Source organism: Nonomuraea sp. NPDC049625 (genome assembly GCF_040675285.1).
GTDB lineage: Bacteria > Actinomycetota > Actinomycetes > Streptosporangiales > Streptosporangiaceae > Nonomuraea > Nonomuraea angiospora_A.
The window spans coordinates 344563-371552 of record NZ_JBFAOQ010000010.1; the positions used below are offsets into that span (position 1 = coordinate 344563).

28 protein-coding genes and 1 pseudogene are annotated in these 26990 nt (G+C 70.5%); 16 read left to right on the top strand and 13 right to left on the bottom strand.

From position 1 onward, the window contains the following. Positions 1-5 precede the first annotated feature (5 nt). Positions 6-1796, top strand: coding sequence for an FtsX-like permease family protein (locus AB0J87_RS38615; protein ID WP_363973921.1), 1791 nt, complete (start codon positions 6-8; stop codon positions 1794-1796). On the opposite strand, the gene AB0J87_RS38620 is transcribed toward AB0J87_RS38615, so the two are convergent. The 4 genes from AB0J87_RS38620 to AB0J87_RS38635 form a co-directional block, all read right to left on the bottom strand. Beyond that, positions 1777-2751 carry a redoxin family protein gene (locus tag AB0J87_RS38620; RefSeq protein ID WP_363973923.1) on the bottom strand — a complete coding sequence of 325 codons (975 nt, stop codon included), beginning with the start codon at positions 2749-2751 and terminating at the stop codon, positions 1777-1779. The genes AB0J87_RS38615 and AB0J87_RS38620 overlap by 20 nt on opposite strands. Before the next feature lie 102 nt (positions 2752-2853). Beyond that, entirely contained in the window at positions 2854-4050 is a 1197-nt protein-coding gene (locus AB0J87_RS38625) for an FAD-dependent oxidoreductase (RefSeq protein WP_363973926.1), read from the bottom strand. 79 nt (positions 4051-4129) lie between these two features. Then, a complete protein-coding gene (locus AB0J87_RS38630) occupies positions 4130-5071 on the bottom strand; it encodes an RNA polymerase sigma-70 factor (RefSeq protein ID WP_363973929.1) in 942 nt (313 codons plus the stop codon). A gap of 103 nt (positions 5072-5174) precedes the next feature. Next, the gene (locus AB0J87_RS38635; protein WP_350730464.1) at positions 5175-5660 is read right to left on the bottom strand and encodes a carboxymuconolactone decarboxylase family protein; all 486 of its coding nucleotides are present in this window, start codon (positions 5658-5660) and stop codon (positions 5175-5177) included. A gap of 185 nt (positions 5661-5845) precedes the next feature. Here AB0J87_RS38635 and AB0J87_RS38640 point away from each other — a divergent pair, with 185 nt between their 5' ends. After that, a complete protein-coding gene (locus AB0J87_RS38640) occupies positions 5846-6343 on the top strand; it encodes a cupin domain-containing protein (RefSeq protein ID WP_363973932.1) in 498 nt (165 codons plus the stop codon). A gap of 315 nt (positions 6344-6658) precedes the next feature. On the opposite strand, the gene AB0J87_RS38645 is transcribed toward AB0J87_RS38640, so the two are convergent. Together AB0J87_RS38645 and AB0J87_RS38650 are read right to left on the bottom strand one after the other, a co-directional pair. Further along, complete coding sequence (locus tag AB0J87_RS38645) at positions 6659-7885, bottom strand: MFS transporter (RefSeq protein ID WP_363973935.1); 1227 nt, start codon at positions 7883-7885, stop codon at positions 6659-6661. A 36-nt stretch (positions 7886-7921) separates the two neighbouring features. Continuing rightward, positions 7922-8557 carry a class I SAM-dependent methyltransferase gene (locus AB0J87_RS38650; RefSeq protein WP_363973937.1) on the bottom strand — a complete coding sequence of 212 codons (636 nt, stop codon included), beginning with the start codon at positions 8555-8557 and terminating at the stop codon, positions 7922-7924. A gap of 107 nt (positions 8558-8664) precedes the next feature. Between AB0J87_RS38650 and AB0J87_RS38655 the strand changes: the two genes are divergently transcribed. After that, positions 8665-9261 (top strand): XRE family transcriptional regulator, encoded by a 597-nt coding sequence (locus AB0J87_RS38655; protein ID WP_363973940.1) that lies wholly within the window; start codon positions 8665-8667, stop codon positions 9259-9261. Between the two features lie 171 nt (positions 9262-9432). Here the strand turns inward: AB0J87_RS38655 and AB0J87_RS38660 are convergent, their stop codons facing one another. Beyond that, the gene (locus tag AB0J87_RS38660; protein WP_363973943.1) at positions 9433-9867 is read right to left on the bottom strand and encodes an ester cyclase; all 435 of its coding nucleotides are present in this window, start codon (positions 9865-9867) and stop codon (positions 9433-9435) included. Between the two features lie 43 nt (positions 9868-9910). Beyond that, positions 9911-10249 (bottom strand): LysR family transcriptional regulator substrate-binding protein, encoded by a 339-nt coding sequence (locus tag AB0J87_RS38665; protein WP_363974074.1) that lies wholly within the window; start codon positions 10247-10249, stop codon positions 9911-9913. A 185-nt stretch (positions 10250-10434) separates the two neighbouring features. On the opposite strand from AB0J87_RS38665, the gene AB0J87_RS38670 reads away from it, so the two are divergent. The 6 genes from AB0J87_RS38670 to AB0J87_RS38695 all read left to right on the top strand — a co-directional run bounded on the left by AB0J87_RS38670 (position 10435) and on the right by AB0J87_RS38695 (position 15897). Beyond that, positions 10435-10821 (top strand): hypothetical protein, encoded by a 387-nt coding sequence (locus tag AB0J87_RS38670; RefSeq protein WP_363973945.1) that lies wholly within the window; start codon positions 10435-10437, stop codon positions 10819-10821. Then, positions 10814-12403, top strand: coding sequence for a multicopper oxidase domain-containing protein (locus tag AB0J87_RS38675; protein WP_363973948.1), 1590 nt, complete (start codon positions 10814-10816; stop codon positions 12401-12403). Before AB0J87_RS38670 ends, AB0J87_RS38675 begins: the two co-directional genes overlap by 8 nt. 43 nt (positions 12404-12446) lie before the next feature. Beyond that, positions 12447-12902 carry a MarR family transcriptional regulator gene (locus AB0J87_RS38680; RefSeq protein WP_350730451.1) on the top strand — a complete coding sequence of 152 codons (456 nt, stop codon included), beginning with the start codon at positions 12447-12449 and terminating at the stop codon, positions 12900-12902. Then, entirely contained in the window at positions 12899-13738 is an 840-nt protein-coding gene (locus AB0J87_RS38685; protein WP_363973952.1) for an ATP-binding cassette domain-containing protein, read from the top strand. Before AB0J87_RS38680 ends, AB0J87_RS38685 begins: the two co-directional genes overlap by 4 nt. Then, complete coding sequence (locus tag AB0J87_RS38690) at positions 13728-14558, top strand: ABC transporter permease (protein WP_350730448.1); 831 nt, start codon at positions 13728-13730, stop codon at positions 14556-14558. The genes AB0J87_RS38685 and AB0J87_RS38690 overlap by 11 nt, the downstream gene beginning before the upstream one ends. Before the next feature lie 250 nt (positions 14559-14808). Next, on the top strand, positions 14809-15897 hold the full coding sequence (locus tag AB0J87_RS38695) for a vWA domain-containing protein (RefSeq protein WP_363973956.1): 1089 nt from the start codon (positions 14809-14811) through the stop codon (positions 15895-15897). A 67-nt stretch (positions 15898-15964) separates the two neighbouring features. On the opposite strand, the gene AB0J87_RS38700 is transcribed toward AB0J87_RS38695, so the two are convergent. After that, positions 15965-16219: a hypothetical protein gene (locus tag AB0J87_RS38700; RefSeq protein ID WP_363973959.1), complete on the bottom strand. Its 255-nt coding sequence runs from the start codon at positions 16217-16219 to the stop codon at positions 15965-15967. Between the two features lie 43 nt (positions 16220-16262). After that, entirely contained in the window at positions 16263-17735 is a 1473-nt protein-coding gene (locus AB0J87_RS38705) for an MFS transporter (RefSeq protein ID WP_363973961.1), read from the bottom strand. Between the two features lie 192 nt (positions 17736-17927). Here AB0J87_RS38705 and AB0J87_RS38710 point away from each other — a divergent pair, with 192 nt between their 5' ends. Then, the gene (locus AB0J87_RS38710; RefSeq protein WP_363973964.1) at positions 17928-18542 is read left to right on the top strand and encodes a TetR/AcrR family transcriptional regulator; all 615 of its coding nucleotides are present in this window, start codon (positions 17928-17930) and stop codon (positions 18540-18542) included. 1217 nt (positions 18543-19759) lie between these two features. On the opposite strand, the gene AB0J87_RS38715 is transcribed toward AB0J87_RS38710, so the two are convergent. After that, positions 19760-20299 (bottom strand): hypothetical protein, encoded by a 540-nt coding sequence (locus AB0J87_RS38715; RefSeq protein WP_363973967.1) that lies wholly within the window; start codon positions 20297-20299, stop codon positions 19760-19762. A gap of 96 nt (positions 20300-20395) precedes the next feature. Between AB0J87_RS38715 and AB0J87_RS38720 the strand changes: the two genes are divergently transcribed. Together AB0J87_RS38720 and AB0J87_RS38725 are read left to right on the top strand one after the other, a co-directional pair. Then, complete coding sequence (locus AB0J87_RS38720) at positions 20396-20773, top strand: nuclear transport factor 2 family protein (RefSeq protein ID WP_363973970.1); 378 nt, start codon at positions 20396-20398, stop codon at positions 20771-20773. 2 nt (positions 20774-20775) lie between these two features. Then, positions 20776-22191 (top strand): MFS transporter, encoded by a 1416-nt coding sequence (locus tag AB0J87_RS38725; RefSeq protein ID WP_363973973.1) that lies wholly within the window; start codon positions 20776-20778, stop codon positions 22189-22191. 54 nt (positions 22192-22245) lie between these two features. Here the strand turns inward: AB0J87_RS38725 and AB0J87_RS38730 are convergent, their stop codons facing one another. Beyond that, positions 22246-22920, bottom strand: coding sequence for a TetR/AcrR family transcriptional regulator C-terminal domain-containing protein (locus AB0J87_RS38730; protein WP_363973976.1), 675 nt, complete (start codon positions 22918-22920; stop codon positions 22246-22248). An 88-nt stretch (positions 22921-23008) separates the two neighbouring features. Here AB0J87_RS38730 and AB0J87_RS38735 point away from each other — a divergent pair, with 88 nt between their 5' ends. The 4 genes and pseudogenes from AB0J87_RS38735 (at position 23009) to AB0J87_RS38750 (ending at position 26361) form a co-directional block, all read left to right on the top strand. Next, complete coding sequence (locus AB0J87_RS38735) at positions 23009-24139, top strand: NAD(P)/FAD-dependent oxidoreductase (protein WP_363973979.1); 1131 nt, start codon at positions 23009-23011, stop codon at positions 24137-24139. 299 nt (positions 24140-24438) lie between these two features. Then, positions 24439-25356: an NADP-dependent oxidoreductase gene (locus AB0J87_RS38740; protein ID WP_363973983.1), complete on the top strand. Its 918-nt coding sequence runs from the start codon at positions 24439-24441 to the stop codon at positions 25354-25356. A 93-nt stretch (positions 25357-25449) separates the two neighbouring features. Next, positions 25450-25611 (top strand): annotated as a pseudogene (locus AB0J87_RS38745) (alpha/beta fold hydrolase); the annotation flags it as partial. 3 nt (positions 25612-25614) lie between these two features. Then, entirely contained in the window at positions 25615-26361 is a 747-nt protein-coding gene (locus AB0J87_RS38750; protein WP_363974077.1) for a MerR family transcriptional regulator, read from the top strand. 15 nt (positions 26362-26376) lie between these two features. Here AB0J87_RS38750 and AB0J87_RS38755 read toward each other — a convergent pair whose 3' ends face one another. Beyond that, positions 26377-26973, bottom strand: coding sequence for a TetR/AcrR family transcriptional regulator (locus tag AB0J87_RS38755; RefSeq protein WP_363973986.1), 597 nt, complete (start codon positions 26971-26973; stop codon positions 26377-26379). Positions 26974-26990: the final 17 nt, after the last annotated feature.

Genomic DNA, 26990 nt, shown 5'->3' on the forward strand with positions numbered 1-26990 from the left:
ACGGCATGGGCTCCATCGTCCTCGTCGTGCGTCTGGTGCTGGCTGACGTGCGGCGGCACCGGGTCCAGGCCGTGATGCTCCTGCTCGCGGTGACCGTGGCCACCGCCACGATGGCACTGGGCCTGTCCCTGCGCGGCGTGAGCGACGCGCTGTACGTGCAGACCCGCGCGGCCACCGCCGGGCCGGACGTGGTGGTGCTCTCCGGCGAGACGGGCCCCGCGGTGACCCCGACCCTGGTCTCGCTGACGGACACTCCCGACGTGGTCGCCCACCATGGCCCTTATCGCATCGTCTACGCCAACCTCACCACGCGTGATTCCACGTCGTCCCCGGTGGTGGTGCAGGGCTTCGGCGAGAAGCCCGGCGCGGTCAACCGGCCCCTGGTGACCTCGGGTCAGTGGGTCCGCTCCGGCGGCACGGTCCTCGAACGCGGCTTCGCCACCGCGCTGGGCGTCGGCGTCGGCGACCACGTCACCATCGCCGGCCGGTCGTACCCCGTCGTCGGGATCGCCGTCACCGCGGCCACCTCCATCTACCCCTGGGCGGCGCAGATCGGCCCGGGCGGCGGCCCCAGCGACTACAGCGGCCTGGCCTGGATGACCCAGACGGACGCCCGGACACTGGCGTCGTCCCAAGACCTCCCGGTGACCACGGCCATGGACCTCAAGCTGCGCGACCCCGCCGCCACCGAGGCCTTCATCGACGCCCGCAGCGTGCCCACCCTCAGGGTCAACTTCCGCTCCTGGCAGTTCACCGCGCAACAGGACATGGTCATCCTCAGGAACAGCCAGCCGATCCTGGTCGTCGGCAGCTGGCTGCTCAGCTTCCTGGCCATCACCGGAGTGGCGGCCCTGGCGGCGGGACGCGCCGTCGAGCAGACGCGCCGGGCCGGGCTGCTCAAGGCCGTCGGCGCCACCCCGGGCCTGATCGCCGCCGTCCTGTTCACCGAGTACCTGGTGCTGGCGCTGGTCGGCGACGTGCTGGGGCTGGTGATCGCCCGCCTGACCGTGCCCGCCATCGCCAGCCCCACCGCCAGCCGGATCGGCGAAGCGGTCGGGCCCGGCGGCGCCACCGTCGCCACGGCGACCGTCCTGGCCGTGGCGGTGGCGGTGCTGTCCACGCTACGTCCCACCCTGCGGGCCATGCGTACGGCGACCGTCACCGCGCTGTCCGCCACCGCGCACCAGCCCCGTCACCGGCCCTGGCTCACCGCGCTGTCAGCGCTGCTGCCCACGCCGCTGCTGCTCGGGCTGCGGCTGACCGCGCGCCGGCCGGGCCGCGCCGTGCTGCAGGCGTGCTCCACCGCCACCACAATGATCGCGATCGTCGCCCTGCTGACCCTCTACGTCCAATCGGAGAGGGGCTACGGCCTCAACGGCTCCTCCGCCCTGCCCAACCTGCGGGGCGAGCACGACCGCCGGCTGATGCTCGCCGTCGCCATCCTGCTGATCGCCCTCGCCGTCGTGAACACGATCACGCTCACCTGGACCACGGCGATGGACGCCCGAGCGAACATGGCCATCGCCCGCACCCTCGGCGCCACCCCGGGACAGATCTCCGCGGGGCTGTCCGCCGCCCAGCTCCTGCCCGCCCTGCTCGGCGCGCTCGCCGGCGTTCCCCTGGGCATCGGCTTGTTCGGGCTCTTCAGCGTCGGGAACACGATCACACCGCCCGTCTCCTGGATGCTGGCGGCCGCACTCGTGATCGTCCTGGCAACGGCGGCACTCACCGCCGTACCCGCACGGTGGGCGGCCCGTCGGCCCGTGGCACAGACCCTCAGCGCCGAAACGGCCTGACCAGAGGGTTGTCGCGCAGCCAGGTCAGGACCTGGCCGGCGTGCTCGTCCGGCGGGAAGATCGGGTAGAAGACGTGCTCGATCACGCCGTCGCGGATGATCAGGGTCAGCCGCTTGTACAGCGTCCGCCCGCCGGCCTCGAACGTGGGCAGACCGAGCGACTGGGCCAGGCTCCGCGCAGGGTCGGAGAGCATCTGGAACGGCAGGTGGAGCCGCTCGACGACCTCGCGCTGATAGTCGGTGTCCTGGCTCGACAGGCCGAACACGCCGGCCGCGCCGGCGGCGAGCAGGTCCTGATGGTGGTCGCGGAAGCCGCAGGCCTCGGGGGTGCAGCCACGCGCTCCGGGGATCGAGTCCCAGCCGTCGGGCAGGTCGGTGCCCGGGCGGCCGGTGAGCGGGTAGATGTAGAGCACCGTCCGGGCCGCGCCGAGCGCGTCAAGGCGGATCGTTCCGCCGCCGGTGCCCTGGAATTCCAGGTGCGGCACCTTCATGCCCGGCAGATGGGCGGCCGCGCCGTCGTCCTCGGGAACGGGCAGGTCAGCGGGCAGGCTCGCGTAGTCGGTCATCGGGTCCTCTCCTTCGGTGGCCGGTGAGACGCGGCTGTTGCGGTGGGCGGCCTCCTCCAGGTGCCCGATCAGCACCGCCCGGCGGGCGGTGAGCCCCTCGATCCGCTGCGTGAGCTCGGCGATCGCGTCCCGGTACCCGGCCAGCGAGGCCGGGCAGTCGTCGGCGTGCCGGTGGCCGGCCGTGAGGCAGTCCAGGAACGGCCGGGTGCGCTCGACGGGGATCCCGAGGCTGCCGAGCGCCCTGATCTCCCGCGTGAGTCGTACGTCGTGCTCGTCGTAGTCCCGGTAGCCGTTGGCCAGCCGCTCGGGCGTGAGGAGTCCCAGCGATTCGTAGTAACGCACCGCTTTTGTCGTCACGCCCGCCCGACGGGCCAGCTCGCTGATCCGCATGCCTCTCACCTCGAAGAACGGTAAACCTTGCCCTCGAGGGTAAGGTCAAGCCGGGCCGAGGACGTCTCTGGGGCCGCGCGGGCGCCCGCGTCCCCTCGCGCTCTATGCCGACGCCTTGACGGCCGAGCCCGCCGCGGCGCGCTCCCAGGTGACGCGGCGGCGCCGGGTCGGCAGCCCGAGCGTCGGGTTGGCGACGCCCCAGGCGGCGCTCTTGCAGATCAGTTCCTTGTAGACGGCGGCGAGCCGGCCGGTCAGGACCGCCTGCACGGCGCGGTCGTCGGCGGTGACGTACTGGATCAAGCCCTCCTTGCGGCCCAGCGAGATGCACTGGTTGAAGTAGCGGATCGACACGTTCGGGAGCTTCCCGCCGGTCAGGCGCGCCGCGATCGCGTCGGCGGCCTGCCACGCGGTCGGAGTACCCGAGGCGCACGACATGCGCAGCGGCTTGTCGCCGGGGCCCATCACCATGGCGGCGTCGCCGATGGCGTACACGTCCGGGTGCGAGACCGAGCGCATGGTCCCGTCGACCACGATCTGGCCGCTGCCGGTGACCTCCAGGGCGGTCGCCTTCGCGATCGGGTGGACTGCGAAGCCGGCGGTCCACACGGTGACCGCGGCCGGGATGGCCGTGCCGTCGGCGGTGGTGACGCGGTCGGCTTCGACGCCGGTGACGGCGGCGTGCTCGTACGCGGTGATCCCGAGCTTGCCGAAGACCTTGCGCAGGTGCTCGCGGCCCTTGGGGGAGAGCCAGTCGCCGAGGCCGTCCCGGGCGGCGAGGGCGACGTCGAGGTCGGGGCGGGCCTCGGCGATCTCGGTCGCGGCCTCCACGCCGGTGAGACCGCCGCCGACGACGACCACGCTCTGCCCGGCGTCGAGGCGGGCCAGGCGCTCGCGCAGCCGGAGCGCTCCGGGGCGGCTGGCGATCTCGTGGGCGTGCTCGGCGGTCCCGGGGACGCCTTGGGCGTTCCAGCGGCTGCCGAGGGCGTAGACGAGGGTGTCGTAGGGGAGCTGTCCGGCGCCGTTCGCGTCGATGACGGCGACGGTCTTGCGGTCGACGTCGACGCCGGTGACCTGCGCGAGCCGGACTTCGACGCCGGTGCCCGCGAACATCTCGCTGAACGGCCGGGGCTTGAGGTCCTGGCCGGTCGCCACCTGGTGCATGCGGACGCGTTCGACGAAGTCGGGCTCGGCGTTGACGAGGGTGATGGCGACGTCCTCGCGGTGGAGCCGCTTGGCGAGGCGGCCGGCGGCGACGGCTCCGGTGTATCCGGCTCCGAGGACGACGATGCGGTGCTGCATTTCCTGCTCCTGTCTGGTGCGGTTGCCTCTTGAACCGGGCAGCCCGCCGTTTCCTGACAGGAACGGGATGTGAAGCACCTCACATATCGAACAGGGGCTCCCCGTGGTCGGCGGCCGCCCATTGCGCGGTCGCGCGTTCGAGCTTGTCGGGGTTGACCTGGTTGCGGAACGCGGTGATGCCCTCGGCGGTGACCTCCAGGCACATGATGGCCACGACCCGGCCGTCCACGACGGCCACCACGGCGGGGTCGCCGTTGGCGATCCAGGCGTAGATCTCGGGCGGGCCGCCGACCATGGTGCGCTTGGCCTCGGCGGGTTTGAACAGGCCCCGCAGGAACTTCGCGACCGCGACGGCGCCCTCGAACGCCTTGGTGCGGGCCGGGATCTTCCCGCCGCCGTCGCCGACCGAGATGGCGTCCGCGGTGAGCAGGCGTACGAGCGGCTCGGTCCGGCCGCTGGTGGCGGCCGCCAGGAACTCCTCGACGATCCGCCGGGCGGCGGCCGCGTCGATCTCGGTACGGGCCTTGCCGTCCGCGACGTGCTTCTTGGCGCGGTGGAAGATCTGCTGGCTGGCGGCCTCGGTGAGGTCGAGGATCTCGGCGATCTCCCGGTGCGGGTAGTCGAAGGCCTCCCGCAGCACGTACACCGCCCGCTCGTTGGGGGAGAGGCGCTCCATGAGGGTGAGGACCGCGTACGAGACCGAGTCGCGCTGCTCGGCGGTGTCGGCCGGGCCGAGCATCGGGTCCCCGGCGAGCAGCGGCTCGGGGAGCCATCGGCCCACGTAGGTCTCGCGGCGCGCCCGCGCGGAGGTGAGCTGGTTGAGGCACAGGTTGGTGAGGACCTTCGTCAGCCAGGCCTCGTGGACCTCGATGCGGTCGACGTCGGCGGCCTGCCAGCGCAGGAACGTCTCCTGCACGGCGTCCTCGGCCTCCGAGGCGGAGCCGAGGAGGCGGTAGGCGATGGCCTCCAGGCGCGGCCTGGACGCCTCGAACCGGTCGACGTCGTCCACAGTCAAGGGCATGGGCGCGATCCTAGCCCGCGGCGCGAACCGGCCGCCGCCGCACCCGGACCTGGGCGGCCCCGGCCCGGGATCGAACGATCCTGGACCGGGGTTCGCCCGTCGATCAGCTCGACATGCTCGCGAACATGCCGGGCTCGTAGGAGCCTCCCTGGGTGCGCACGATCACGCCGAGCCGGTTGGCCGCGTTGATCATGGCGACCAGGTAGACCAGCGCGGTGATCTGGTCGTCGTCGTAGTGCTTGCGCACCTGCGCCCAGGTCTCGTCGGACACCCCCTGGTAGGCGTCGGCGAGCCGGGTGCCCTCCTCGGCGAGCGCCAGCGCGGCCCGTTCGGCCTCGGTGAACACGGTGGACTCGCGCCAGGCGGCGACCAGGCTGAGCCGGACCGCGCTCTCCCCGGCGGCCGCGGCATCCTTGGAGTGGTAGTCGACGCAGAAGCCGCAGCCGTTGATCTGGCTGGCACGCAGCATCACCAGGTCCTGGGTGGGCTTGGGCAGCGTCGACTGCTCGATCGCCAGGCTGACGTTGTAGAACCGCTTGCCGAGCTTGGCGCCGAACTCGTTGGCGTTCAGGTTCATACGGGGTTCCATGACTTCGTCCTCACTTGTGGAGCTGCACGCCGCGCGGATCGTTCGCGCGGCGTCCTGACGGCATGGAGATGCCGGCCACCCGGTCCCTGTGACAACTCGACGATGTGACGTGCGCCACCAGGCCTGGGTGTCACAAAGCGCCCGGAACCGGCGTCTATAGAGTTCCTCCATCGACGAGGAATGGGATGTCATATCCGGACGCTCGCTACCTGGGTGACAAGGGAGAGGTCACCGGCAGGCTCCACACGGCGGACACCGCGCCGGACCTGTTGATCGGCGGGCGTACGAGGGTGCACTACCTGGCCACCGGCGCGAGTACCGGCGGCCAGTACGGGCTCTACCGGTGGGAGATGGGCGCCGAGCCGTCCGGGGGAGGACCTCACTTTCACCGGACCTTCTCCGAGTCCTTCTTCGTCCTGAACGGGACGGTCAGCCTGTACAACGGGGAAAGCTGGGCCGACGGCACCCCAGGTGACTTCCTCCATGTCCCTCCCGGCGGGATTCACGCGTTCCGCAACTCGGACGGGCCGGCCACGATGCTGGTGCTGTTCGCCCCTGGCGCTCCTCGCGAGGCCTACTTCCAGGAGCTGGCCGAGATCGTGGCGAGCGGGCGGCAACTCAGCGAAGAGGAGTGGACCGACCTCTACGGCCGCCACGACCAGTACATGGTCTTGTCCGAGTAGCCCTGGTGATTCGCGTCGGACACGGACACGAAGCTCGCGCCTGAGCGCTCGGCGAAGGTCCGCATCGGCTCGTGCCAGGGGTCGGCCGTGCCCGCGTACAGCAGCGTCGGGCCGGCCGTAGAGCGGCGGGCAGTACTTGCCCGTCCCTGGCCGAGCACGGCGTCTTCGTCACACTGTCAGTGGTGGCGGTCGCCCCGGACGACCTGTGGGCCTTCGGACGGACCGGGACGGGCAAGGACGGCGGGCCGTTCGCGCTCAGAGGAGACGGTCGTCGCCTGGGTGAGTCAGCGCAGGTCGGCGGCTACATCGTTGGATTCACGGCTGTCGCTGTCGGAACCCCGGGTTTGTGGCCGCGGACCTCGCGCGAGAACGTACACGAACAGGGCCGCCATGACCACTGCGCCCGCCCACATGGCCTGCTGCCACCCGGCGACAAAAGACTCTTGGGCGGCCCGGATCAGCGCCTGCGTCCCGACACCGCCCGCGAGGACGTTGGCGACCCCCTCGCGGGCGGTGTCGGCGGCGGCGTCCGGCACTCCGCCGAGCCGCCACCTGCGGGGCGAGGCCGGAGGCGAACATCATCAGCAGCGCCATCGGCATGAGCGCCAGGGTGGAGCGAAGGCCGGACCAGCCGAGCACCGCCTGGAAGTACGGGAAGAGGACCACGAAGATCCCCGCCTGCACGCCGAAGACCGTCAAGAGAGACACGGAACCGCTCGCGAGACCACGTTCGCGGAACAGGCGGACGTCGAGAAGCGGTGCCTGCCGGCGCAGCTCCCATGCCACGAATCCGACAGCGGCGACGAGGCCGACGACAAGGCCCAGCAGTGTCGCGGGCGCGGTCCAGCCTCGTTCGGGGCCCTCGTGGAGGAAGAAGACGAGCCCGACCACCGCGACCGCGGACGACACCGAGCCTATGGCGTCGAACCCGTGCCCTGACGCCTCGCGCGAGTTCGGGACGGATCGCAGCGCCATGACGATGGCGACGACGACGAGCACGACCGGCAGGACGAACAGCCACCGCCAGCTCGCCAGGTCGACCAGGACCGCCGACAGGTACATCCCCAAGATGCCTCCACCGCCGGCGACGCCGGTCCACACGCCGATCGCCTTGGAACGTTCCTCATCCGGAAAGGTCGAGGTGATGACGGCGAGGGTGGCCGGCATGATCATCGCTGCGCCCACGCCGCTCAGGAACCGCGCGGCGAGCATGATCCCGGACGACGTGGCCAGGCCGGCCGCCGCACTCGCTGCTCCGAACACGACCAGGCCGGCGAGCAGCACCGGCCTGCGGCCCCACCGGTCGCCCATCGCGCCGAGTGGCAGGAGCAACGCGGCCAGGCTGAGGGTGTAGATGTTGATGAACCACAAGACCTCGGTCTGCGAGGCGTCGAACGCGACGGTGAGCTCCGACTGGGCGACGTTCAGCCCGGACACCGAAGCGATGACCGCCATGAGCGCGATGCAGACCCCGGCCAGGATCGTACGTCGTTGTCGTGGGTCGTGGATGGTCGGGCCGGGTGCTCCCGGGTTCGTACTCATGCGATTCCTTTCAGAAGGCCAGGGGAGTCGGCGCGGTCACCGGCGGCGGGTGGCGCGCACGACGACGTCGTGCAGGGGGACCGCTCGGCCCCCGTGGCCGGTGAGCGTGCGGCGGGGCTCTTCGGCGGTGACGATCTCCCACTCCGTGCCGTCCAGGCGCGCGGTGACGGTCGCGGCGGTGGCCGACGCTTCGGCCGGATGCTGGTGCCCGTGGCCGGTGGATTCCGGGGTGTGCAGGTGCCCCACAATGAGCAGAGTGCCGCCGGGAGCCACCCACCCGGCGATGCGATCGTAGAACTCCAGCTGGGGCATCGCCGGGTGGGCGTAGTGGGTCATGACCAGGTCGAACCGATCGCCCGGGTTCCAGAGGCGCAGATCCGCCTCGACCCACTGCAACCGCTCGGAGGCCCCGCTCGTCGCCGCGCGCTCGGCCGCGCGAGCAAGGGCCTCGGACGAGATGTCGGCCGCGGTGACGTGCCAGCCGTGAGAGGCGAGCCAGATCGCCTCGGCGCCGCCGCCGCACCCGGCGTCCAGTGCCGTGCCCGGTGTCAGGCCGCTGGTCTCACGGGCGAGGTACGGGTTCGGCGGGTTGCCGCCCATGGACCCGGAGCCCCCGGCTCGCCCCTCTTGCCAGTGCCGCTCCCAGAAGTCCTTGTCGAATTCGTACGTCATAGGTCGTTTTCCCTTGTTCGCGATGATCTCTCTGCTGTGGCGTTGTTCATGGTGCTGACAGAGCAGGCAGATTCGCAAACGCTGTTGCCGAATGGCAAAATGGCGGGGTGGACGAAACCATAGACCGCACTCTTGACGCTGTGGGACCGAGGTTGAAACGCCTTCGGCTGCATCGAGACGTCACGCTCGCCGACCTCGCGGCGGAGACCGGCATCTCCACCAGCACGTTGTCCCGGCTCGAGGCGGGCCTGCGACGTCCCACGCTCGAGCAGTTGCTTCCGCTTGCTCGCGCCTACGGGGTCACACTCGACGAGCTCGTCGACGCGCCGCCGACCGGCGATCCCCGCGTCAATCTGCGTCCCATCCCGTGCGGCGACGGCTCGGTCGTCCTGCCGCTGACCCGAAGGCCCGGAGGAATCCAGGCCTACAAGTTCGTCCTCCCGACCGGAAGCGACGACGCCGAACCCGATCTGCGCACCCACGAGGGCTACGACTGGGCCTATGTCCTCAACGGAACGCTCCGCCTCGTGCTCGGGGAGCATGACCTCACCCTCAGGCCAGGGGAGGCGGCGGAGTTCGACACGCGTACCCCGCACTGGTTCGGGGCCACCAGCGCCGGACCCGTCGAGTTCCTGAGCCTCATCGGGAAACAAGGCGAACGCGCGCACGTCCGTGCGGCACCGAGGCAGGGCCCGGTCGAGTAAGAAAGCTCAGGTACGGGAGCCACAGAACCGGGCCGCGGTACCGGCCCCGGGAGGGACCCACACGATTCCCCATGCCCTGCGACGGCTTCGTCGGCCGTTGCGGTGCCGAGGCCCAGCCTCGGGGCCGGTCGGCTCCGGGGGAGGGCCTCCGGGCACGATGATCGCGAGGTACTACGCCTTGATCAGGCCGAGCTGCTGCAGCTGTGAATAGATGTCCACGACCCCCCAAATGTCGGTGATCTGGCCGTCGGCGAAGCGGGCGATGAAGATCTCGTTGTACGTGACGGATCTGCCGGTCGGGGGCATGCCCCGGTATTCACCGGAGTTGGTCCCGGTGACCCTCTGCCGAGCGACGATCTTGTCTCCCTCCGCGAGCAGGTCCTCGACGCTCACGTGAATGTCGGGGAACGCGCGCAGGAGGACGTCCCATATGCGCTTCTGCGCCTGCACCGCGGTCACGCCAGCCAGTTCCGCCGTGTGGAACCGCCCGTCCGGGTGAATGAACTCGTCGATCGCCTTCGAGATGATCTCCAGATCGCCGCTGTTGATGGCCTCGTGGAAGCGGTGGTACGTCTCCTTGTTGCGTGCTTCCTGAGCTGTTGACATGTCGCCTCTTCTGGTCGAGATAGTGAAACCCGCGTCTCTGTAGTTACTGACCGGACAGCCCCTCGGAATGTGAGGCCGGCGCATCGCCGGTGGTCCAGCTCCAGTTGGTGATCATGGTGCGCATCAGGCGGGCGGCGGTCGACAGGTGGCTGTCGGCACCCCAGTACGGCGTGCGCGCGCGACGGCAGTCGGGGCTGTCGACGGTGATCGCGACGAGGGGAGCCCGGATGGAGGTATGCCGGGCGAACGAAGGGACGAGGCCGATGCCGAGCCCCGCGCCGATCAGGTCGGCGATGGAGCTGGGCTCGTCGACCTCACAGACGATCTTCTGTGTGAGGCCCCTGGCGGCGAAGAGCCGCTCGAGGAGCCGGCCGCCCCGCAGCTCGTCGCCGCCCGGCTGAGGTGCTCCAGCCGCGCCACCACCAGGAACTGCCTGAGCGTGTTCAGCTCCATCATGACTCCCCGGTCATAACAGCATAGCAATACTGATCTTAGACAAGATAACTGGCGAGCCATAGTGTCGAGCCTGCTCGCGAACAGCGAGAACAAAGTGAGGAGGGATGTCGCATGCTTTCCATGGCCGCGCGGACACTGCGGGCCGTCGTCAGCGCGCATGTGGTGGCGATCGTCGGCCAGCCGGTGTTCGCCGGGGTGTATCTGACCGGCGACTTCGACAGCCTGCGCTGGCACGCGATCGGCGCCGACGTGGTCACCTCCATCGGCTATCTGCAGGTGATCGTGGCGATCGTCGTGTGGATCCGGCTGCGCCAGGTGTGGCCGTTCCTGGCCACGACGGCGGTGGTGGCGGCCGAGACGGTGCAGTACTTCGCCGGGTTGGACGGCGCGCTGTGGTTGCACATCCCGCTGGGTGTGATGACCGTCGTCGCGCTCGTCGTGCTGTTCATCGCCGTCTGGAGCCGGCCCTTGCCGCGGCGGGAGGCTCGCGATGCGTGAGGATGACGCCCGGGGCCTGACCCGGCGGCGGGTTCTGGGCATCGGCGGGGCGCTCGGGCTGATGGCGGCCACCGGGCTGTCGGCCTCGGCCGCACTGGCCCGCAGGCCGTCGGTCACCGGCGCCGAGTTGCGCAGTGCCGTACCGCTGCCGCCGCCTTTCCAGGTGCCGCTGCCGATCCCCGCCGTACTGAAGCCGGTCAGCACCTCCGGCGGCGCCGACCGTTACGAGATCACCCAGCGTGAAGCGAGCGCGGAGATCCTGCCCGGTGTCACCACGCCGATGTGGACGTACGGCGGGACCTTCCCGGGGCCGACGATCGAGTCGCGCCGCGGCCGGCCGGTCACCGTGACGCACCGCAACGAACTGCCCGTCCCGACGGTCGTGCACCTGCACGGCGGGCGGACCCCGGCGGCTTCCGACGGGTATCCGACCGATCTCGTCCTGCCCGAGGGCCGGCAGGAGCACACCATGCACATGGAGCACGGCATGCGCGACCCGAGGGCCGTGGTGACCGAGCTGACCAGGGACTACACCTTCCCGCTGGACCAGCGGGCCACGCTGCTGTGGTACCACGACCACCGGATGGACTTCACCGCCCCCGCGATCTGGCGGGGCCTGGCCGGGCTGCACATCGTCCGCGACGACGCCGAGGAGGCCCTCGGCCTGCCCGCCGGACCGCGCGAGCTGCCCCTCATGATCGCCGACCGGGCGTTCGCCGCCGACGGCAGCCTCGCCTACCCCGCCCTCGACCCCACCCTGCGCGTACGGCCCGGCGTCCGCGAGCCGTACCTCGCCGGCGTCCTCGGCGACGTGATCCTGGTCAACGGCGCACCCTGGCCCGTGCACGAGGTCGACGCGGCCCGCTACCGGCTGCGCATCCTCAACGCCTCCAACGCCCGCCACTACGAACTCGAAGCGGTCACCGACGACGGGCGCCGCCTCGACCTCGTCCAGATCGGGGCCGACCAGGGGCTGCTCGCCGTCCCGGTCACCCACCGGCTGCTGCCGATCGCGCCCGCCGAACGCTACGACGTGGTCGTCGACTTCTCCGGCGTCCCGGCCGGCAGCCTCGTCAGGGTGATCAACCGGCTCGGCGCAGGCCGTACCGGCGACGTGATGGCCTTCCGCGTCGCCCGCGGAGCCACCGACGACAGCCGCATCCCCGGCAGGCTGTCCACCGATCTGCCGGATTGGCGGCGTTCGGACGCCGTCAGGGTGCGCGACTTCTCCTTCCGTGCCGGGCAGATGCACGCGGGCCACGGCTGGCTCATCGGCGGCCTGCCGTTCGACCCCGCCCGCGCCGATGTCACGGCCCGGCTCGGCGACGTCGAGGTCTGGCGGCTCGTCGCCGACGTCCACCATCCCGTCCACCTGCACCTGGTCGGCTTCCGCGTGCTCTCGCGCAGCGGCAGGGCGCCGCTGGCCCACGACGCGGGGCTCAAGGACACCGTCTCGCTACGGCCCGGCGAAGCCGTGGAGATCATCACCCGGTTCGACGGCTACCGCGGCCGTTACCTCTTCCACTGCCACAACGCCGAACACGAGGACATGGGCATGATGGCCAACCTCGAGATCATTTAAGACTACTTCACATTAGCTCGTGAACAGAGCTAATGTTCTGAGTATGGGCAGCACGGAACTCTCCGACGCTCTCGCGGGCGTCCTGACCGGTATCCAGCGGCTCCTCCGGCGCAAGCTGCGCCGAGGGCTGACCGGGCCGCGGTTGCGCGGTGCCCAGGTCGAGCTGCTGCGGCTGGTCTCCACCAACCCCGGCATCGGCGTCTCGGCGGCGGCCAAGGAGCTGTACCTGGCAGGAAACTCGGTGTCCACGCTGGTCAATCAGCTCACGACCGCCGGGTTGCTGCGCCGGGAGACCGGCACCGACGACCGCCGTTCCGCCCGGTTGCTGCCCACCCCCGAGGCCGAGGCGCGGCTGCGCGCCTGGGAGGAGCGGCGCGCGGCGCTCGTCCGCGAGCAGGTGGAGCGGCTCAGTGAGGAGGACCGGGCCGCGCTGACCGCCGCGCTCCCGGCGCTGCGCAGGCTCGCCGAGGGCCTGCACGAGGAGGTGGGGACGGCATGAGGGACGGTACGCCGACCACGGGTGACGCGGTCACCTGCACCGGCCTGCGCTATTCGTTCGGCCGGACCAGGGCCGTCGATGGTGTCGATCTGACGGTCGCCGCCGGAGAGGTGTTCGGTCTGCTCGGCCCCAACGGGGCGGGCAAGACCACCGCCATCCGGTGCGTGACCACGCTGCTGCCCGTTCCGTCCGGGATGGTGCGGGTTTTCGGGCACGACGCGGCCACCGAGAAGATGGCGGTGCGCCGCCTGCTCGGGTACGTGCCCCAGCAGCTGTCGGCGGACGCGAGCCTCACGGGCCGCGAGAACGTCTCCCTGTTCGCCCGCGTCTTCGACGTCCCCCGGCGCGAGCGCGCGGGCCGTGTCGGCCAGGCGCTGGAGGCGGTCGGGCTCGCCGACGCCGCCGACCGGATGGCCGGCACCTACTCCGGTGGCATGGTACGCCGCCTCGAACTCGCCCAGGCCCTGGTCAGCGCGCCCCGCCTGCTCATGCTGGACGAGCCGACGATCGGGCTCGACCCCATCGCCCGCACCAGCGTCTGGGAGCACATCATGGCGGTGCGCGCCGCCACCGGGATGACCGTCCTGGTCACCACGCACTACATGGACGAGGCCGAACAGTACTGCGACCGGGTCGCGCTCATGCACAAGGGACGCGTACGGGCCCTCGGCACCCCGGAACGGCTCATCGCCGACCTGCGCGAGCGGCGCGGTGACGGCGCGGTGCCGACGCTGGAGGACGTGTTCCGCGACGTCGCCGGAAGCGGCCTCGACGAAGGAGGAGGGGAGTTCCGCGATGTCCGCCGTACCCGCAACACCGCCTCCCGTGTCGGCTGACAGCGCCGGCGCGGGCGGCCTCGACCTGCTGCTCGTTCCGCCGCGCGCCCGTACGGGGTGGCGCGTGCTGCCCGCCAGGGTCGCCGCGATGTGCGTGGTGGAGCTGCAGAAGCTGCGCCACGATCGCACCGAGCTGTACACCCGCGCGATCCAGCCCGCCCTGTGGCTGCTGATCTTCGGTGAGACGTTCACCCGCATCAAGCTGATCCCCAGCGACGGCATCCCGTACCTCGACTATCTGGCCCCCGGGATCATCGCCCAGTCCACGATGTTCATCGCCATCTTCTACGGCATCCAGATCATCTGGGAGCGCGACTCGGGGGTCCTGACCAAGCTCCTGGTCACGCCGACCCCGCGAGCCGCGCTGGTCACCGGCAAGGCGTTCGCCGCCGGCGTGAAGGCGATGATCCAGGCGGTGGTCGTCATGCTCATCGCCGCGCTCCTGGGCGTGAGCATGACCTGGAACCCCGTGCGCCTGGCCGGCGTGATCGTGGCCGTGCTGCTCGGCTCGGCGTTCTTCTCCTGTCTGTCGGTGACGATCGCCGGAATCGTCCTGACTCGCGACCGGCTGATGGGCATCGGGCAGGCGATCACGATGCCGCTGTTCTTCGCGTCCAACGCGCTCTACCCGACCACGGCCATGCCGGACTGGCTGCAGTACGTCAGCGCGGTCAACCCGCTCAGCTACCAGGTCGACGCGCTGCGCGGACTGCTGCTCGGCGTGCCCGCGCACCTGCCGCTGGACTTCGCGGTGCTGTTCGCGGCCACGGCGATCGGCATCACGGCGGCGTCCGTACTGCTGGGGCGGCTGGCACGGTGATCCGCGGGACGCCTCACTTGCGGAAGTGGGCGCGGGCCGAGGGCAGCAGAAGCAGGGACAGGCCTTGGCGGACGGGTTCGGCCTCGATCGCGGTCTCTTGACCTCGGCGCCGTGGACGAGGCCCGCCACGGGGGCGCCGTACACCCCCCGGCGGCCATGACAGCGGCCGGAAGGTCACACGTCGGGCACGGCACGGTCACCGTGTGGCCCGGGCTCGAACGCCCGCGCCGATCCTTCCGTCGGAAAGGTCATGACACGTCACCGTGTACGTCTCGCCGTCCTGCCGTTGTCCGCCATCCTCCTGACCGCCTGCGGCGCAGCGGATACGACCGCCGCCGGTGCCCCCGAACCGAGGTCCGGAGACCAGGGGCAATCGGGGTTACGCGCGGGCAGCGTCGACGACAACGCCGCCTTCACCGCCTACCTCGACTACCGGAAGAAGTTCGCCGACGGCGACCAGGAGGTGCGCGACGCCGATGTCCGCGGGCGCCGGATCGTGACCGTGACGGACAGGGGCGGCCGGCCGCTGTCCGGCGCCACCGTACAGGCTGGAGATCAGAAGGCGCGCACCTACGCCGACGGACGCGCGCTGATCTTCGGTGACGGCCGGATCTCCGTCTCGTACGGCGGAGCCACCGCCGCGGCCACCGGCCAGGCGCCCAAGGTCAAGCTGCCCGTCACCGGGCCGGAAGGCCGGGCCAAGCTGCAGGTGCTGTTCCTCATCGACACCACCGGCTCGATGGGCGACGAGATCGGCCGCCTGACCGCCAGCGTCGACTCGGTCGCCGCACGCATCGCCAAGCTGACGGCGGGGCCCGAACTGGAGCTCGGCATGACGCTTTATCGCGACAAGGGCGACGAATATGTCACCAGGACCACCGACTTCACCGCCGACGTGGGAACGTTCCGCGAGCAGCTCACCGCGGTGCGGGCCGAAGGCGGCGGTGACACCCCCGAGGACCTGAACGCGGCGCTCGCCGAGGCGCTGGCCAAGCCGGCCTGGCGCGAGGACGCCGTCAGGCTGGTCTTCCTCATCGCCGACGCCCCGCCGCACCTCGACTACGACGGGCCGGACTACCTGACCGAGGCCCGCCGGGCCGCCGAACGTGGCATCAAGATCGAGCCGATCGCCTCGTCGGGTCTCGACGCCCAGGGCGAGTACATCTACCGCCAGCTCGCCCAGCTCACCATGGGGCGCTTCACCTTCCTCACGTACGGGGCCGACGGCGTCTCGCCGGGCGACAAGACCGAGCATCACGTCTCGGAGTACGCCGTGCTGGCCCTGGACGATCTGGTGGTCAAGCTGGTCGCCGACGAGCTGAAGCCCCTGTCGCGATGAGGCGACGCGCGTTCTCCACCATCAGGGTGCCGTAACCGGCGATGAAGAGGGCGGCTCGACGGCCGGGTCACGACACCACATCCGGGTGCGCGTCGAGCACGTCCGCCTGCCGGCGGGCTTCGAGGCCCATCACCTTGTTGCCGCCGATCCCGGTGTTCAGCCAGGTCACGGGGCGGTCCGGATGCCGGGGGCCCCATTCGCCCGCGATGCGCAGCGGGTAGCCGAACCCGAGGCCGTCCTCGCTCTCCAGCCGTTGGCAGTCGATGATCGAATCGCCGGTGAACACCACGGTGCTTGCCCCCGGTCGGAGGGTGATCGTCATGTGCGCTCCTTTGATGATGGTGCGGGCGCTGCGGCAGAGGGTGTCAGGCGTCCTGGGGGACGGCGTCGTCGAGGGGAGTGGCGGCTTGGCCGCCGGCGGCGTACCGGGTGCGGGCGATTCCCCAGCCGACGAGGGCCGCCGCGACGGTGGTGAGGGTGAGGCCCGCGATGGTGACGGCCTGGTGGAACTCGCCGGTCTGCTGCGGGCTCCAGCGGGAGGTGGCGATGTCGCCGGTGAACAGGGCGGCGAGGATGGTGCCGGTGATGGCGATGCCGGTGCCGGAGGTGACCTCGGTGGCGGTATCGACGAGCGCGGTGCCGATCGTGGTCCGGTTGTCCGGGAGGCCGCGGACCACGTTGAGCCCGGCGACGACGCCGACCACGCGCATCCCGGCCGCCACGAGGACGAGCGCGATCGCGACCCACAGGTAGCCGACCCGGCCGAGCAGGCCGTAGACGGCGAGGCCGGACACGACCGCCGCGGCGCTGATCCAGGCGGCCCGGTCCAGGCCGACGCGCTGCACGAACGGGTTGACGAACGCGCTGCCCGCGATGAGGACGACGACCTGCGGCAGCATCCCGATGGCTGCCTGTGCGGGCGTCCAGCCCCAGTCGAGCTGCAACTGCAGCGTCACCAGGTAACCGAGTCCGGCGGTCGCTAGCCCGGTGGCGGCCTTGTACGCCAGCCCGCTGGAAACCAGGGGAAGGGCGAGGAGCTTCAGGTCGAGCAGCGGATGGCGGGCCAGGCGCTCGCGCAGGACGAAGCAGATCGCCGTCGCGGCGGCCGCGGCGGTGGCCGCCCAGGGCGCCCGTGAGCCGGTGCCCTCGTCCACGAACAGCGTCGGCGCGAGGAGTGCGAGCGCGATCGTCGCCGTGCCCAGCAGCATCCCGGGGACGTCGAGCGGGTCGCGGTGGAGGCCGGCCGGGTCGTCGGCGGCGATGCCGGCGCGCACGCCGAGGAACGCCAGCGCGGCGATCGGCACGTTCACCAGCAGCAGGGCCTGCCAGGGCGCGATCGCCAGCACCAGGCCGCCCGCCGTCGGGCCGATCGCGAGCCCGACCAGGCCGACGGTCGAGATGAGGGTCACTGCGCGCACGCGCAGGCCGTCCTCGTCGAACAGCCGGAACGCCAGCGCCATCGATCCCGGGGTCGTCATCGCCGCGGCGACCCCCATCGTCGCCCGGACGGCGATCAGCTGCTCGGCGGTGGTGACCACGGCGGTCGCCAGGCTCGCCACGCCGAGCAGGACCAGCCCGATCAGCATGATCCGCCGCCGGCCGAACCGATCGGCGATCGCGCCGAACGCCAGCATCAACCCGCCGAACACGACCGCATAGGCGCCCGTCACCCACTGCAACGCGATCGTCGAGGCGTGCAGCTCGCGTCCGATCACGGGCAGCGCGACGTTCAGGATCGAGTTGTCCAGCATCTCGAAGAGGAACACCGCCGACAGCCCCGCCAACGCGACCCACGCCTCCCGCAGCGACCGGGGAGTACGAGCAGCCATCTCATTCATGGAGGACTCCCTTCACGTCGTGATCCCGGCGGGGACCCTGATCAGGGCGATCCGGCCGCTCGCGCGGGCCGTGGTCGCGGTGGAGCGCGGCCCGGTGGGGGGTTGCTCCGGCGACAATGACAGTGGTCTGTTCGAAGGACACGCCACTAGATTATGCGACTAAGTTAAGTGACACAAGAAAGTGAGGTCGGGATGCCCAGGACCGGAGCGCGAGGCGGACCGCAGACGCGCGCGAAGATCTCGGAGGTCGCGACCCGGCTGTTCCTCGAACGCGGATTCGACACGGTCGCGGTCACCGAGGTCGCGCGGGAGGCCGGGGTCTCGGCCGTGACGGTCTTCAAGCACTTCCCGCGCAAGGAGGACCTCCTGCTGGACCGCGAGGTCGACGCCGTCGGGCTCCTGCGCTCAGCGGTACACGACCGCGCCCCGGACGCCGGGGTGCTCCAGTCCCTGCGCGATACGGCGTTCCGCCTCCTCGAGGAGCGCCACGCCCTGTCCGGCCTCAAGGAGGGGTCCGCCCCCTTCTTCCGGACCGTCGCGGCCTCGCCCACGCTGGTCGCCCGCGCCAGGGAGATCGCCTCCGACCTCCAACAGACTCTCGCCGGCGAGCTCGAACGCGACCCGCTCTTCGACGGCGACGCCCCTTTGCTCGCCGCCTTCTTCATCGCCGGCTACACCGTCGTGCTGGTGGAGACCGCCCGGCGCCTGATCGCCGGCGACCCGGCCGACACCGTCGCAGACGACCACCGCGCCCGCCTGGAGCGCCTGTTCGACGCCCTCAGCAACGGAGTCGTGCCCCGGCCGTGAGGATCACCGCCGCACTGCCCGCATCCGCCAGGAACTCGTAGGGAGGTTCGGCGAGGAGATCGCCTACGAGATCCGGCTGACCGGTGCGGACCAGACACCGACCGGCAGTCCCACCTGGGAGCCACTCCCGGCTTCGGCGGGCAAGGCGTAACGGCGCGTGCTATCCAAGCGGCCATGGCCGAGGAACTACGATCAGCGCCACGACGACCCCCGCTCGGGTCGCGAGACCAGCCCTGAACTCAGGTCCGCTCTCGATGGGAGGCCGGGAGTCTCAGAAGCCCCGCGGGCGTCCTCGACCGCCGTGGCACGCACCGGCGTCACCGTGCCGAGAAACACCGAGCGACCGTGCTCGGCGAGCCATCTCGAGATCGCCGCGTATCGTCATCTCGGGAACGCGACCAAGTCCGCCGCTACCCGCGGTGAGAAATCGCCGACTGCGTTCGTCCGTCACTCACGTTGCTCGCCACCAGCGCTCTGCGCCAGAGCGTATCGGCGGCGCGGTGCCTCCGACGGCCAGCAGGCGGCGGGTAAGCGGGAAGTCCCTCCGGATGCCATGATCATGGGCCATGGCATCGACACATCACCACCGGCTACGCATCGTCCGACGGATTCGAGTGTTTCGCGGACTGGCTATCAGTCTGGGCCGAGAGGACTTCGAAAAGGCCGTCGACCGTCCCGATCGCATTCTCGAGCTGTCGCATAATTACCGACACGAGCGGACGAGCATGTCAAGGGACGGCCCAGGCGTGCGTACGAACGGGCGACAGGCCCGGAGAGGAATGGGATTTTGACGACAAAGCCGAGTCCACGCGTCGGCTCCCATGGCTCGCTACCACTACGGCGTCAATGACGACCCGGACAAAAAAGTCTCCCCATGGTGGCCGCGATTCAGGAATCGAGGCGGAGAAAGAACCCGCATTTGGTCGTTCTCCCGAGGGGCGGACGGCACGATGCAGGGCCAGATCGAGCCGTTCCTGAGCAAAGCCGATCGTCTCTTCCTGCGCTACGGGACGCTGCCGCCAGACGCCTGCCCATGCATGGATGAGTATGTCCGCCAGGGAGGGTCCTCTTCATGACCGAAGCGCCTGCTACCGGTTTGTTGCGCCAGGTCGGGATCCGGCGCGGCACGGGGAGTCGGATGTGACTGCTACACCGTTCTCCCAGCACCGGGGCCGGAATTGCTCCTGCACGCGAGTGCAGGAGCGTGGACCCTCGGATCACCAGCCTGCCGCGGTGCAGAATTCGTCCCCTACGCCCGGAGCCGTTGGCCAAGGGTCGTAGCAGGCTTTCCATGGCCCTCCCTGGCGACCGACTGTGGCGGTGTCGTAATTGCCGTTCCGGGGGATGTTCACCACTGCGGTCTTGGTGCCGGCGGCGCTTCTGAGGAATAGCTGGTCGCCTTCGAAGGCGCCCACCGCCTGCCCGTGATAGCCGTTCCTTGTTCCACCGGTGCCGTCGCAGTACCAGAGCCGTAACGACCCTCCGTGTGTGTCGGCGACCACGCGGCAGGGAGCCAGGGCAGCGGCGGCTCCGGCCGTCGCCGGGGTCGCGAACAGCGCGGCTCCTCCGATGATCACAGAGGTGGCCGCGAGGACGAGTTTGCCGATCCGCATCCGCACTCTCCTGTTTCGCGGGTTTCGGTTGGGACGGTGGGGGATGAGCCAGGCGTTCGTGACCGCGATATGCCGGGTGGCGATGCTCGCCTCGCATTCTTTCGCCGGCTTCGGCTGAAAGAGAGTCTGGCTGATGGCGATCAATGGGCGACAGGTCATGGACCGGACATTCACCGGACATTTTCTCGCACCCGGAATTATCCGGTTCCCATTTTCGCGGCCACGCCTATGCTCGGCTTCATGACGGACACGGAGAAAGAGGCGGTCTTAAGCCTGCAGCGGCAGTTCGACGAGGCCGAGCTGGCCGCGGACGCCGACCGCTTGCGCGAGTTGCTGGCCGACGACTTCCAGTCGATCGGTCCCAAGGGGTACGTGCTCGACAAGGAGCAGTGGATCGGCCGGCACGCCCAGTTCGAGTACCACGCCCTGGACACCAGCCGGATCGACATCCGGATGTATGGCGATGCCGCGATCGTCCGCAACGTGCAGAGCAACAAGGCGACCTCGCACGGCCGGCCGGTGGCGCTGCGGGTGCGGGTGTCCCAGGTGTGGGTGAAGCAGGAGGGCTCGTGGCGGTTGGCGGGCATCCAGTTCAGCCCGATGGCCGACGACGCGTAGCGATGACCGGATCCCGGCGGTGGGTCGCCCTCTCCGTCGTCTCCGTGGCTCAGCTGATGGTGGCCCTGGACGCGACGATCATGAATATCGCGTTGCCCTCGGCGCAGCAGGCCCTGCATCCGTCCGACGCCGACCGGCAGTGGGTGGTGACCGCGTACACGCTGGCCTTCGCGGGCCTGTTGCTGCTGGGCGGGCGGATCGCCGACTACCTCGGACGCAAGCGGGTCTTCCTGGCCGGGCTGGCCGGGTTCATGGCCGCCTCGGCGATCGGGGGTGCGGCGGTGAACTTTCCCATGCTGGTCGCGGGCCGGGCGTTGCAGGGCGCCTTCGCCGCGGTCCTGACCCCGACCGCGCTTTCACTGCTGGCCGTGACGTTCACCGAGCCGAAGGAGCGGGCCAGGGCGTTCGCGGTCTACGGCGCGATCGCCAGCGGCGGAGGAGCGGTCGGTCTGCTGGCGGGCGGTCTGCTGACGGAGTTCGCGTCGTGGCGCTGGTGCCTGTACGTGAACATGATCATCGGGCTGGCGGCCGGCCTGGCCGGGCTGTGGGTGCTGGCCGATGGCGAGTCCCAGGGCAGGCAGCGCTTCGACGTGCCCGGCGTGCTGCTGGTGACGAGCGGGCTCGTCGCCGTGGTGTACGCGTGCACGCAGGCGGTGGCGGCCGGATGGGGAGCGGCTCAGGTGATCGTCCCGCTCGGGGCGGCCGTGCTGTTGCTGGCGTCGTTCGTCCTGTGGGAGTCGCGGGCCGCTCAGCCGCTGCTGCCCCTGCGCCTGCTGTGGGAGCGCAACCGGGGTGGCGCCTGCGTGGCCTCGGGGCTGGCGATCGTCGGGCTGTTCGGCATGTCGCTGCTGCTCACGTACCACTTTCAGGCGGTATTGGGCTACTCGCCGTTCCAGGCGGGGCTGGCCTTTCTGCCCATGACGCTGGCCGTGGCGGCCAGCGCGTTCGGCATCGCCAGTCCGTTGCTGCCGCGGGTGCCCGCGCGGCTGCTCATCGTGCCCGGGCTGCTCGTCACGGCCACCGGCCTGCTGCTGCTCACCGGGCTCACTCCCGAGAGCGACTACCTCACCATGATCGTGCCGGCCGAGGTGCTGCTGGGCGGGGGGATCGGCTGTGTCATCACCCCTGGGTTCAGCGTCGTGACCCAAGGCGTCGACCGCCGGGAGGCCGGCGTGGCCTCGGCCATGGTCAACACCGCACAGCAGGTGGGCGGCTCGCTCGGCGCCGCGCTGCTCAACACGGTCGCCACCGCGGCCACCGCCGCCTCTCTGCGCGCGGGCGTACCGCAGGCGCGGGCGCTGGTCCACGGGTACACGACCGCGACGGCGTGGGGGGCGGGGGTCCTGCTCCTGGCCGCCGCGCTGGCGGCCCTGCTGATCAACACGCCCGTCCCGGAGGCTCACGCCAGGCGGCGGTAGAGCGTCGCGGCGCGGTGGGTGACAAGCTGGAACAGCCCCTGGCAGGTGGTGGTTCTAGCGAAGGGTCGCGATGCCGGCCAGGAAGATGTCGACGCCGGACAGGAACTGTTCGCGGTCGTCGTGCTCGCGCAACTGCGTCGCCGCTCTCACCACGAACGGGTACTTGCCGGGGTCCAGCTGCGACCATTGTGCGGCGACGGTGGACAGGAGGGCCGAGCGGTCCGCCTCACTGCTGGCAAGGACCCGGGCGTTCGCGGCATTCTGCCCGGCGACACCGAGCACGTAGTTCACGAGCGCGCCCGCAGCGTCGAAAAGTGCATGCTCGGGAACGCCGAGCGCATCGAGCAGCCTGCCGATGCACTCGTAGATCTCCAGCAGCGCGGGACGCCACGGCTCCCGGGAGAGTTGAGCGCCGACCCAGGGGTGCGCGTCGATCGCGTCAAACAGGCCCAATGCGACAGTACGCAGAGCTTCCCGCGGCTCTGTATCGATGACCACGCCGGACATCACGCCGGCCATGACGTCGCCGGTGGCCGCCGCGAGCAGGTCGCTCTTGTTCGCGACATGGTGGTAGATCGCCCCGTAGCCGGTGCTCAGGCGAGTGGTGAGCGCACGGAAGGTCAGCGCGGTCTCGCCGTCGGTGTCGAGGATCTCGGTCGCGGCCTTGACGATCAGCTCCTTGGACAGCCCGTCCGTGCGCCGCGGGGTCCGCTGAGCCTTGTTCGCCATGGTCGCATTATCGCACGTTTGGATCGTCGATCCAAAGTCGTGCTAGCTTGATTGGATCGTCGATCCAAACCCCTCTGGAGGGAACGCCATGACGACCCCGGTCACGATCATCGGTGCCGGCCTCGGCGGTCTGGTGCTGGCCCGCGTCCTGCACGTACACGGCATCCCCGTCACGGTCTACGAGGCGGAGCCCTCACCGGCCGCGCGCCGTCAGGGCGGGATGCTCGACATCCACCCCTGGAACGGCCAACCGGCGCTCGAGGCGGCCGGCCTGACCGAGGGGTTTCGCGAGCTCGTCCTGGAGGGCCGCGAGTCCTACCGGGTCCTCGACCGGAAGGGGACCGTGCTGCTCGACCGGCCCGACGACGGCACGGGCGAGCGTCCCGAGGTGCAGCGCGGCGAGCTGCGGCAACTGCTGCTCGATTCACTTCCGAACGGCATCGTCCGGTGGGGGTGCAAGGTGACCGGCGTGCAGACCCTGGACGAGGGCCGCTACAAGGTGGGCCTGGCTGACGGCACCACCGTCGTCACGAGTCTGCTCGTCGGCGCGGACGGCGCGTGGTCGCGGGTTCGTCCGCTGCTCTCGGGCGCCACCCCCGAGTACGTCGGCGTCTCGGTCATCGAGACGTTCCTGTTCGACGGTGACACCCGCCATCCCGCCGCCGCGGAGGCGGTCGGCGCCGGATCGCTGTTCGCGCTCACGCCGGGTAAGGGAATCCTGGCCCATCGGGAGAGCGGCGGAACCCTGCACAGCTACGCGCAACTGGTGAAACCACAGGATTGGCTCGCCGGCATCGACCTCACCGATGCCGCAACCGTGACCGCGCGTGTCGTCGAGGAGTTCGACGGCTGGGCTCCCGAGCTCACCGCCCTGATCACCGACAGCGACACCCCGCCGGTCCTGCGCCGCCTCTTCACCCTGCCGACCGGACACCGCTGGAATCGAACACCGGGTGTGACCCTGCTCGGCGACGCGGCCCACCTCATGCCCCCGAACGGCGAAGGCGCCAACCTGGCCATGCAGGACGGCGCCGCACTCGGCCAGGCCATCGCCGCCCGCCCCGACGACGTCGAGGCCGCACTCGCCGAGTACGAACAAGCCATGTTCACTCGCGCCGCCGGCGTAGCCGCAGACGACGACATCTACACGATCATGTTCGGCGACGACGCACCCCACAGCATGGTCGCCATGCTGACCGGAGCCGAGCAGGGTTCATGAACTGCGGCGACCCGCGCAACGACGCGCCCGTGCCAGCCGAACGCGATCGACCGCAGGGCGCAGTTCGTGAGCCACGGGCCGCGGTCACGGTCGTCGTCCCCCAGCGGGGATGGCGGTCATGGCGCTCGCCCAGCATGCGCAGCGCCCCTTTCGGCGGGAGGCGTCGCGATGCATCCCCGAATCGGTGGTCGAACGCATCATCGGAGCGTCGGTCCTAGGAAGACCGCTCCGTTCCTGGGCCATCGAGGGCGATGGCAGTGTGAAGGCCTGTCCGAAAGAGGAAGAGCGGTGATCAGGCGATGAAGGCGGTGCGGTTCCACGAGTACGGCGGGATCGATGTCCTGCGGGTGGAGGAAGTGGAGCGTCCGGTGCCCGGCCCCGGGCAGGTGCTGGTCGAGGTCCGTGCGGCCGGGATCCAGCCCGGCGAGGTGATGATCCGGCAGGGTGCGCGGCACGAGCGCTGGCCGGCGACGTTCCCCTCCGGGCAGGGCAGCGATCTGGCCGGACTCGTGGTGGAGGTCGGTCCGGAGGTGCGCGGTGTCGCGGTGGGCGACGAGGTCCTCGGCTTCACTCACAAGAGGGCGAGCCACGCGGAGTTCGTCGTGGTGGACGATGTGCAGCTGACCCCGCGTCCGAAGGGGCTGTCCTGGGAGGTGGCCGGGTCGTTGTACGTGGCCGGCACGACGGCGTACGCCACCGTGTTCGCGGTCGACCCCGGGCCGGGCGACACGGTCGTCGTGTCCGGCGCGGCGGGCGGCGTCGGGTCCCTTGCGGTACAGCTCGCGCGGCGGCGCGGCGCCACGGTGATCGGGCTGGCGAGCGAGCCGAACCACGCTTGGTTGAAGGATCGCGGTGTCGTTCCGATCGCGTACGGGGAGGGTGTGGCCGAGCGGATCCGGGAAGCCTGCGGCGGAAAGGTCGACGCGTTCATCGACACGTTCGGCGACGGCTACGTGGAGCTGGCAGTGGAGCTGGGCGTGCGGCCCGAGCGGATCAACACGATCTGCGACTGGCAGGCCGCGGCCAAGGTCGGTGCGCGTACCGACGGAGAAGGCGCCGCGGCGTGCGCGGTCGTGGTCGGCGAGCTGGCCCGGCTCGCCGCGCGTGGGGAGCTCGAAGTGCCGATCGCCCGCACCTACCCACTGGAGCAGGTACGGGACGCGTACCGCGAGCTGGAACAGCGGCACACTCACGGCAAGATCGTGCTCCGTCCCTAGCGGGGGAAGGCAAGCCGTTCGCCCCCAGGGTTGACCTTGACCTTAGGTCAGCTTGCACGCTGAACGGGTGACCGACCCCGCGGCCGATCGAGACGTTCGGCGGTGGCCGCTTCGTTCGAGGCGCACGTCCGTGACGTCGACGCCGTCCTCAAGGCGAGGGGCGTCGACCGGCCGCTGCTGGTCGGCTGGTCCTACGGCGCGCCGGTCGCGCTGCACTGGGCCGGCCGGAACCCGGGCCGCGTCCTGGGAGTGGTGTCCGTGGACGGCGCGTACCCGCGGGGCTGGACCGCCGGTGGGGCTGGCTGTTTCCGATGCTCCGTCCCCTGCACTTGTGCGCGAAGCTCCGGCTACCGCCGCTACGGATCGGCCGACCTGCTGCGGCTGGTCCAGATCCGGACGCTGGCCGCCGCCGGCGTGCCGCTCGCCGAGATCGGGGCCATACTCGACGCCGACCCTGACCGGTTCGCCGCCGCGCTCGTCGACGTCGAACGGCGCCTCACCGACCGGATCGACGATCCGATCGCGCGGCGCGACACGCTGCGCCGGCTCGCCACCGGCGACCGGGCCCTGCTGCCCGACCGCGTTCTCGCGAAGCTGGACAGGGTGGCCGCCGAGCTGGGTTTCACCCCGGACGACGTGACGATGGCCCGGGAGGGCCTGGTGCTGATCAGGGCCCTGGTGCCGGAAGGCTTCGACGACTGTGTCACCAAGGTCGAGCGCGCCCTCGACGACCCTCGGTACGTCTCCTTGGTCAAACGCCTGTGGTGTGCCGCCGAGTGGGAGCCGGAGGACCCCCGGATCGACGAACTCGCCACAGCCATGGCCGACCACTTCCTCGCCCACCCCTCGCTGATGCCGATCCCGGCCGGACTCCGGGCCCGCGCCGACGGCGCGATTCGGTACAGCCTGCTCAGCCACCACGGACAAGAGCAGAAGCCGGCCTGGGCTCGGCTGGACGAGTTGTTCGAGGCAAGGATGCGCTCGGCCGGCATCGACCTCCCGTAGCGGACTCCCCGGCGCTTATGAAACCGACGAGCGTGGCGAGGGCCCCATCCCGGCGAAGAGAGCGTTGAGGATCCGGTCGACATACTCATGGGTCAGTTGTTCCTGAGTGATCAGGAGCTGGAAGTACAGCGGGCCGGACAGGATCGCCATCGCCAGGTCGAGGTCGAAGCCGGGTGACAGCTGGCCCTGGTCGCGGGCCGCTTTCAGCCGGGCGACGGTCTTGTCCGCCTGCGGGGTGATGAAGCGCTCGTTGAGCGCGGCAGCGATCTCGGGATTGTGCTGGGCCTCGCTGATCAGGGCCTTGTACAAGGGGCCGAAGGGTGGCGTGGCCAGCAGGTCGACGGCCGCGCGGATCTGCGCGCGCAGGTCGGCGACGATGTCGCCGGTGTCGGGATAGTCCAGGCCGGGCTCGTTCAGCGACAACAGCGAGTCGAGCAGCAGGGCGCCCTTGGACGACCATCGGCGGTAGATGGTCTGCTTGCTCGCGCCCGCGCGGGCGGCGACCGCTTCAATGCTCAGTTTGGCGTAGCCGATCTCCTGGCCGAGCTCCAGTGTGGTCCGCATGATGGCCTCGGTCCGGTCGGCGCCGCGACGATGGGGCGTGTCGGTCATGCCGACACCTTATCGGT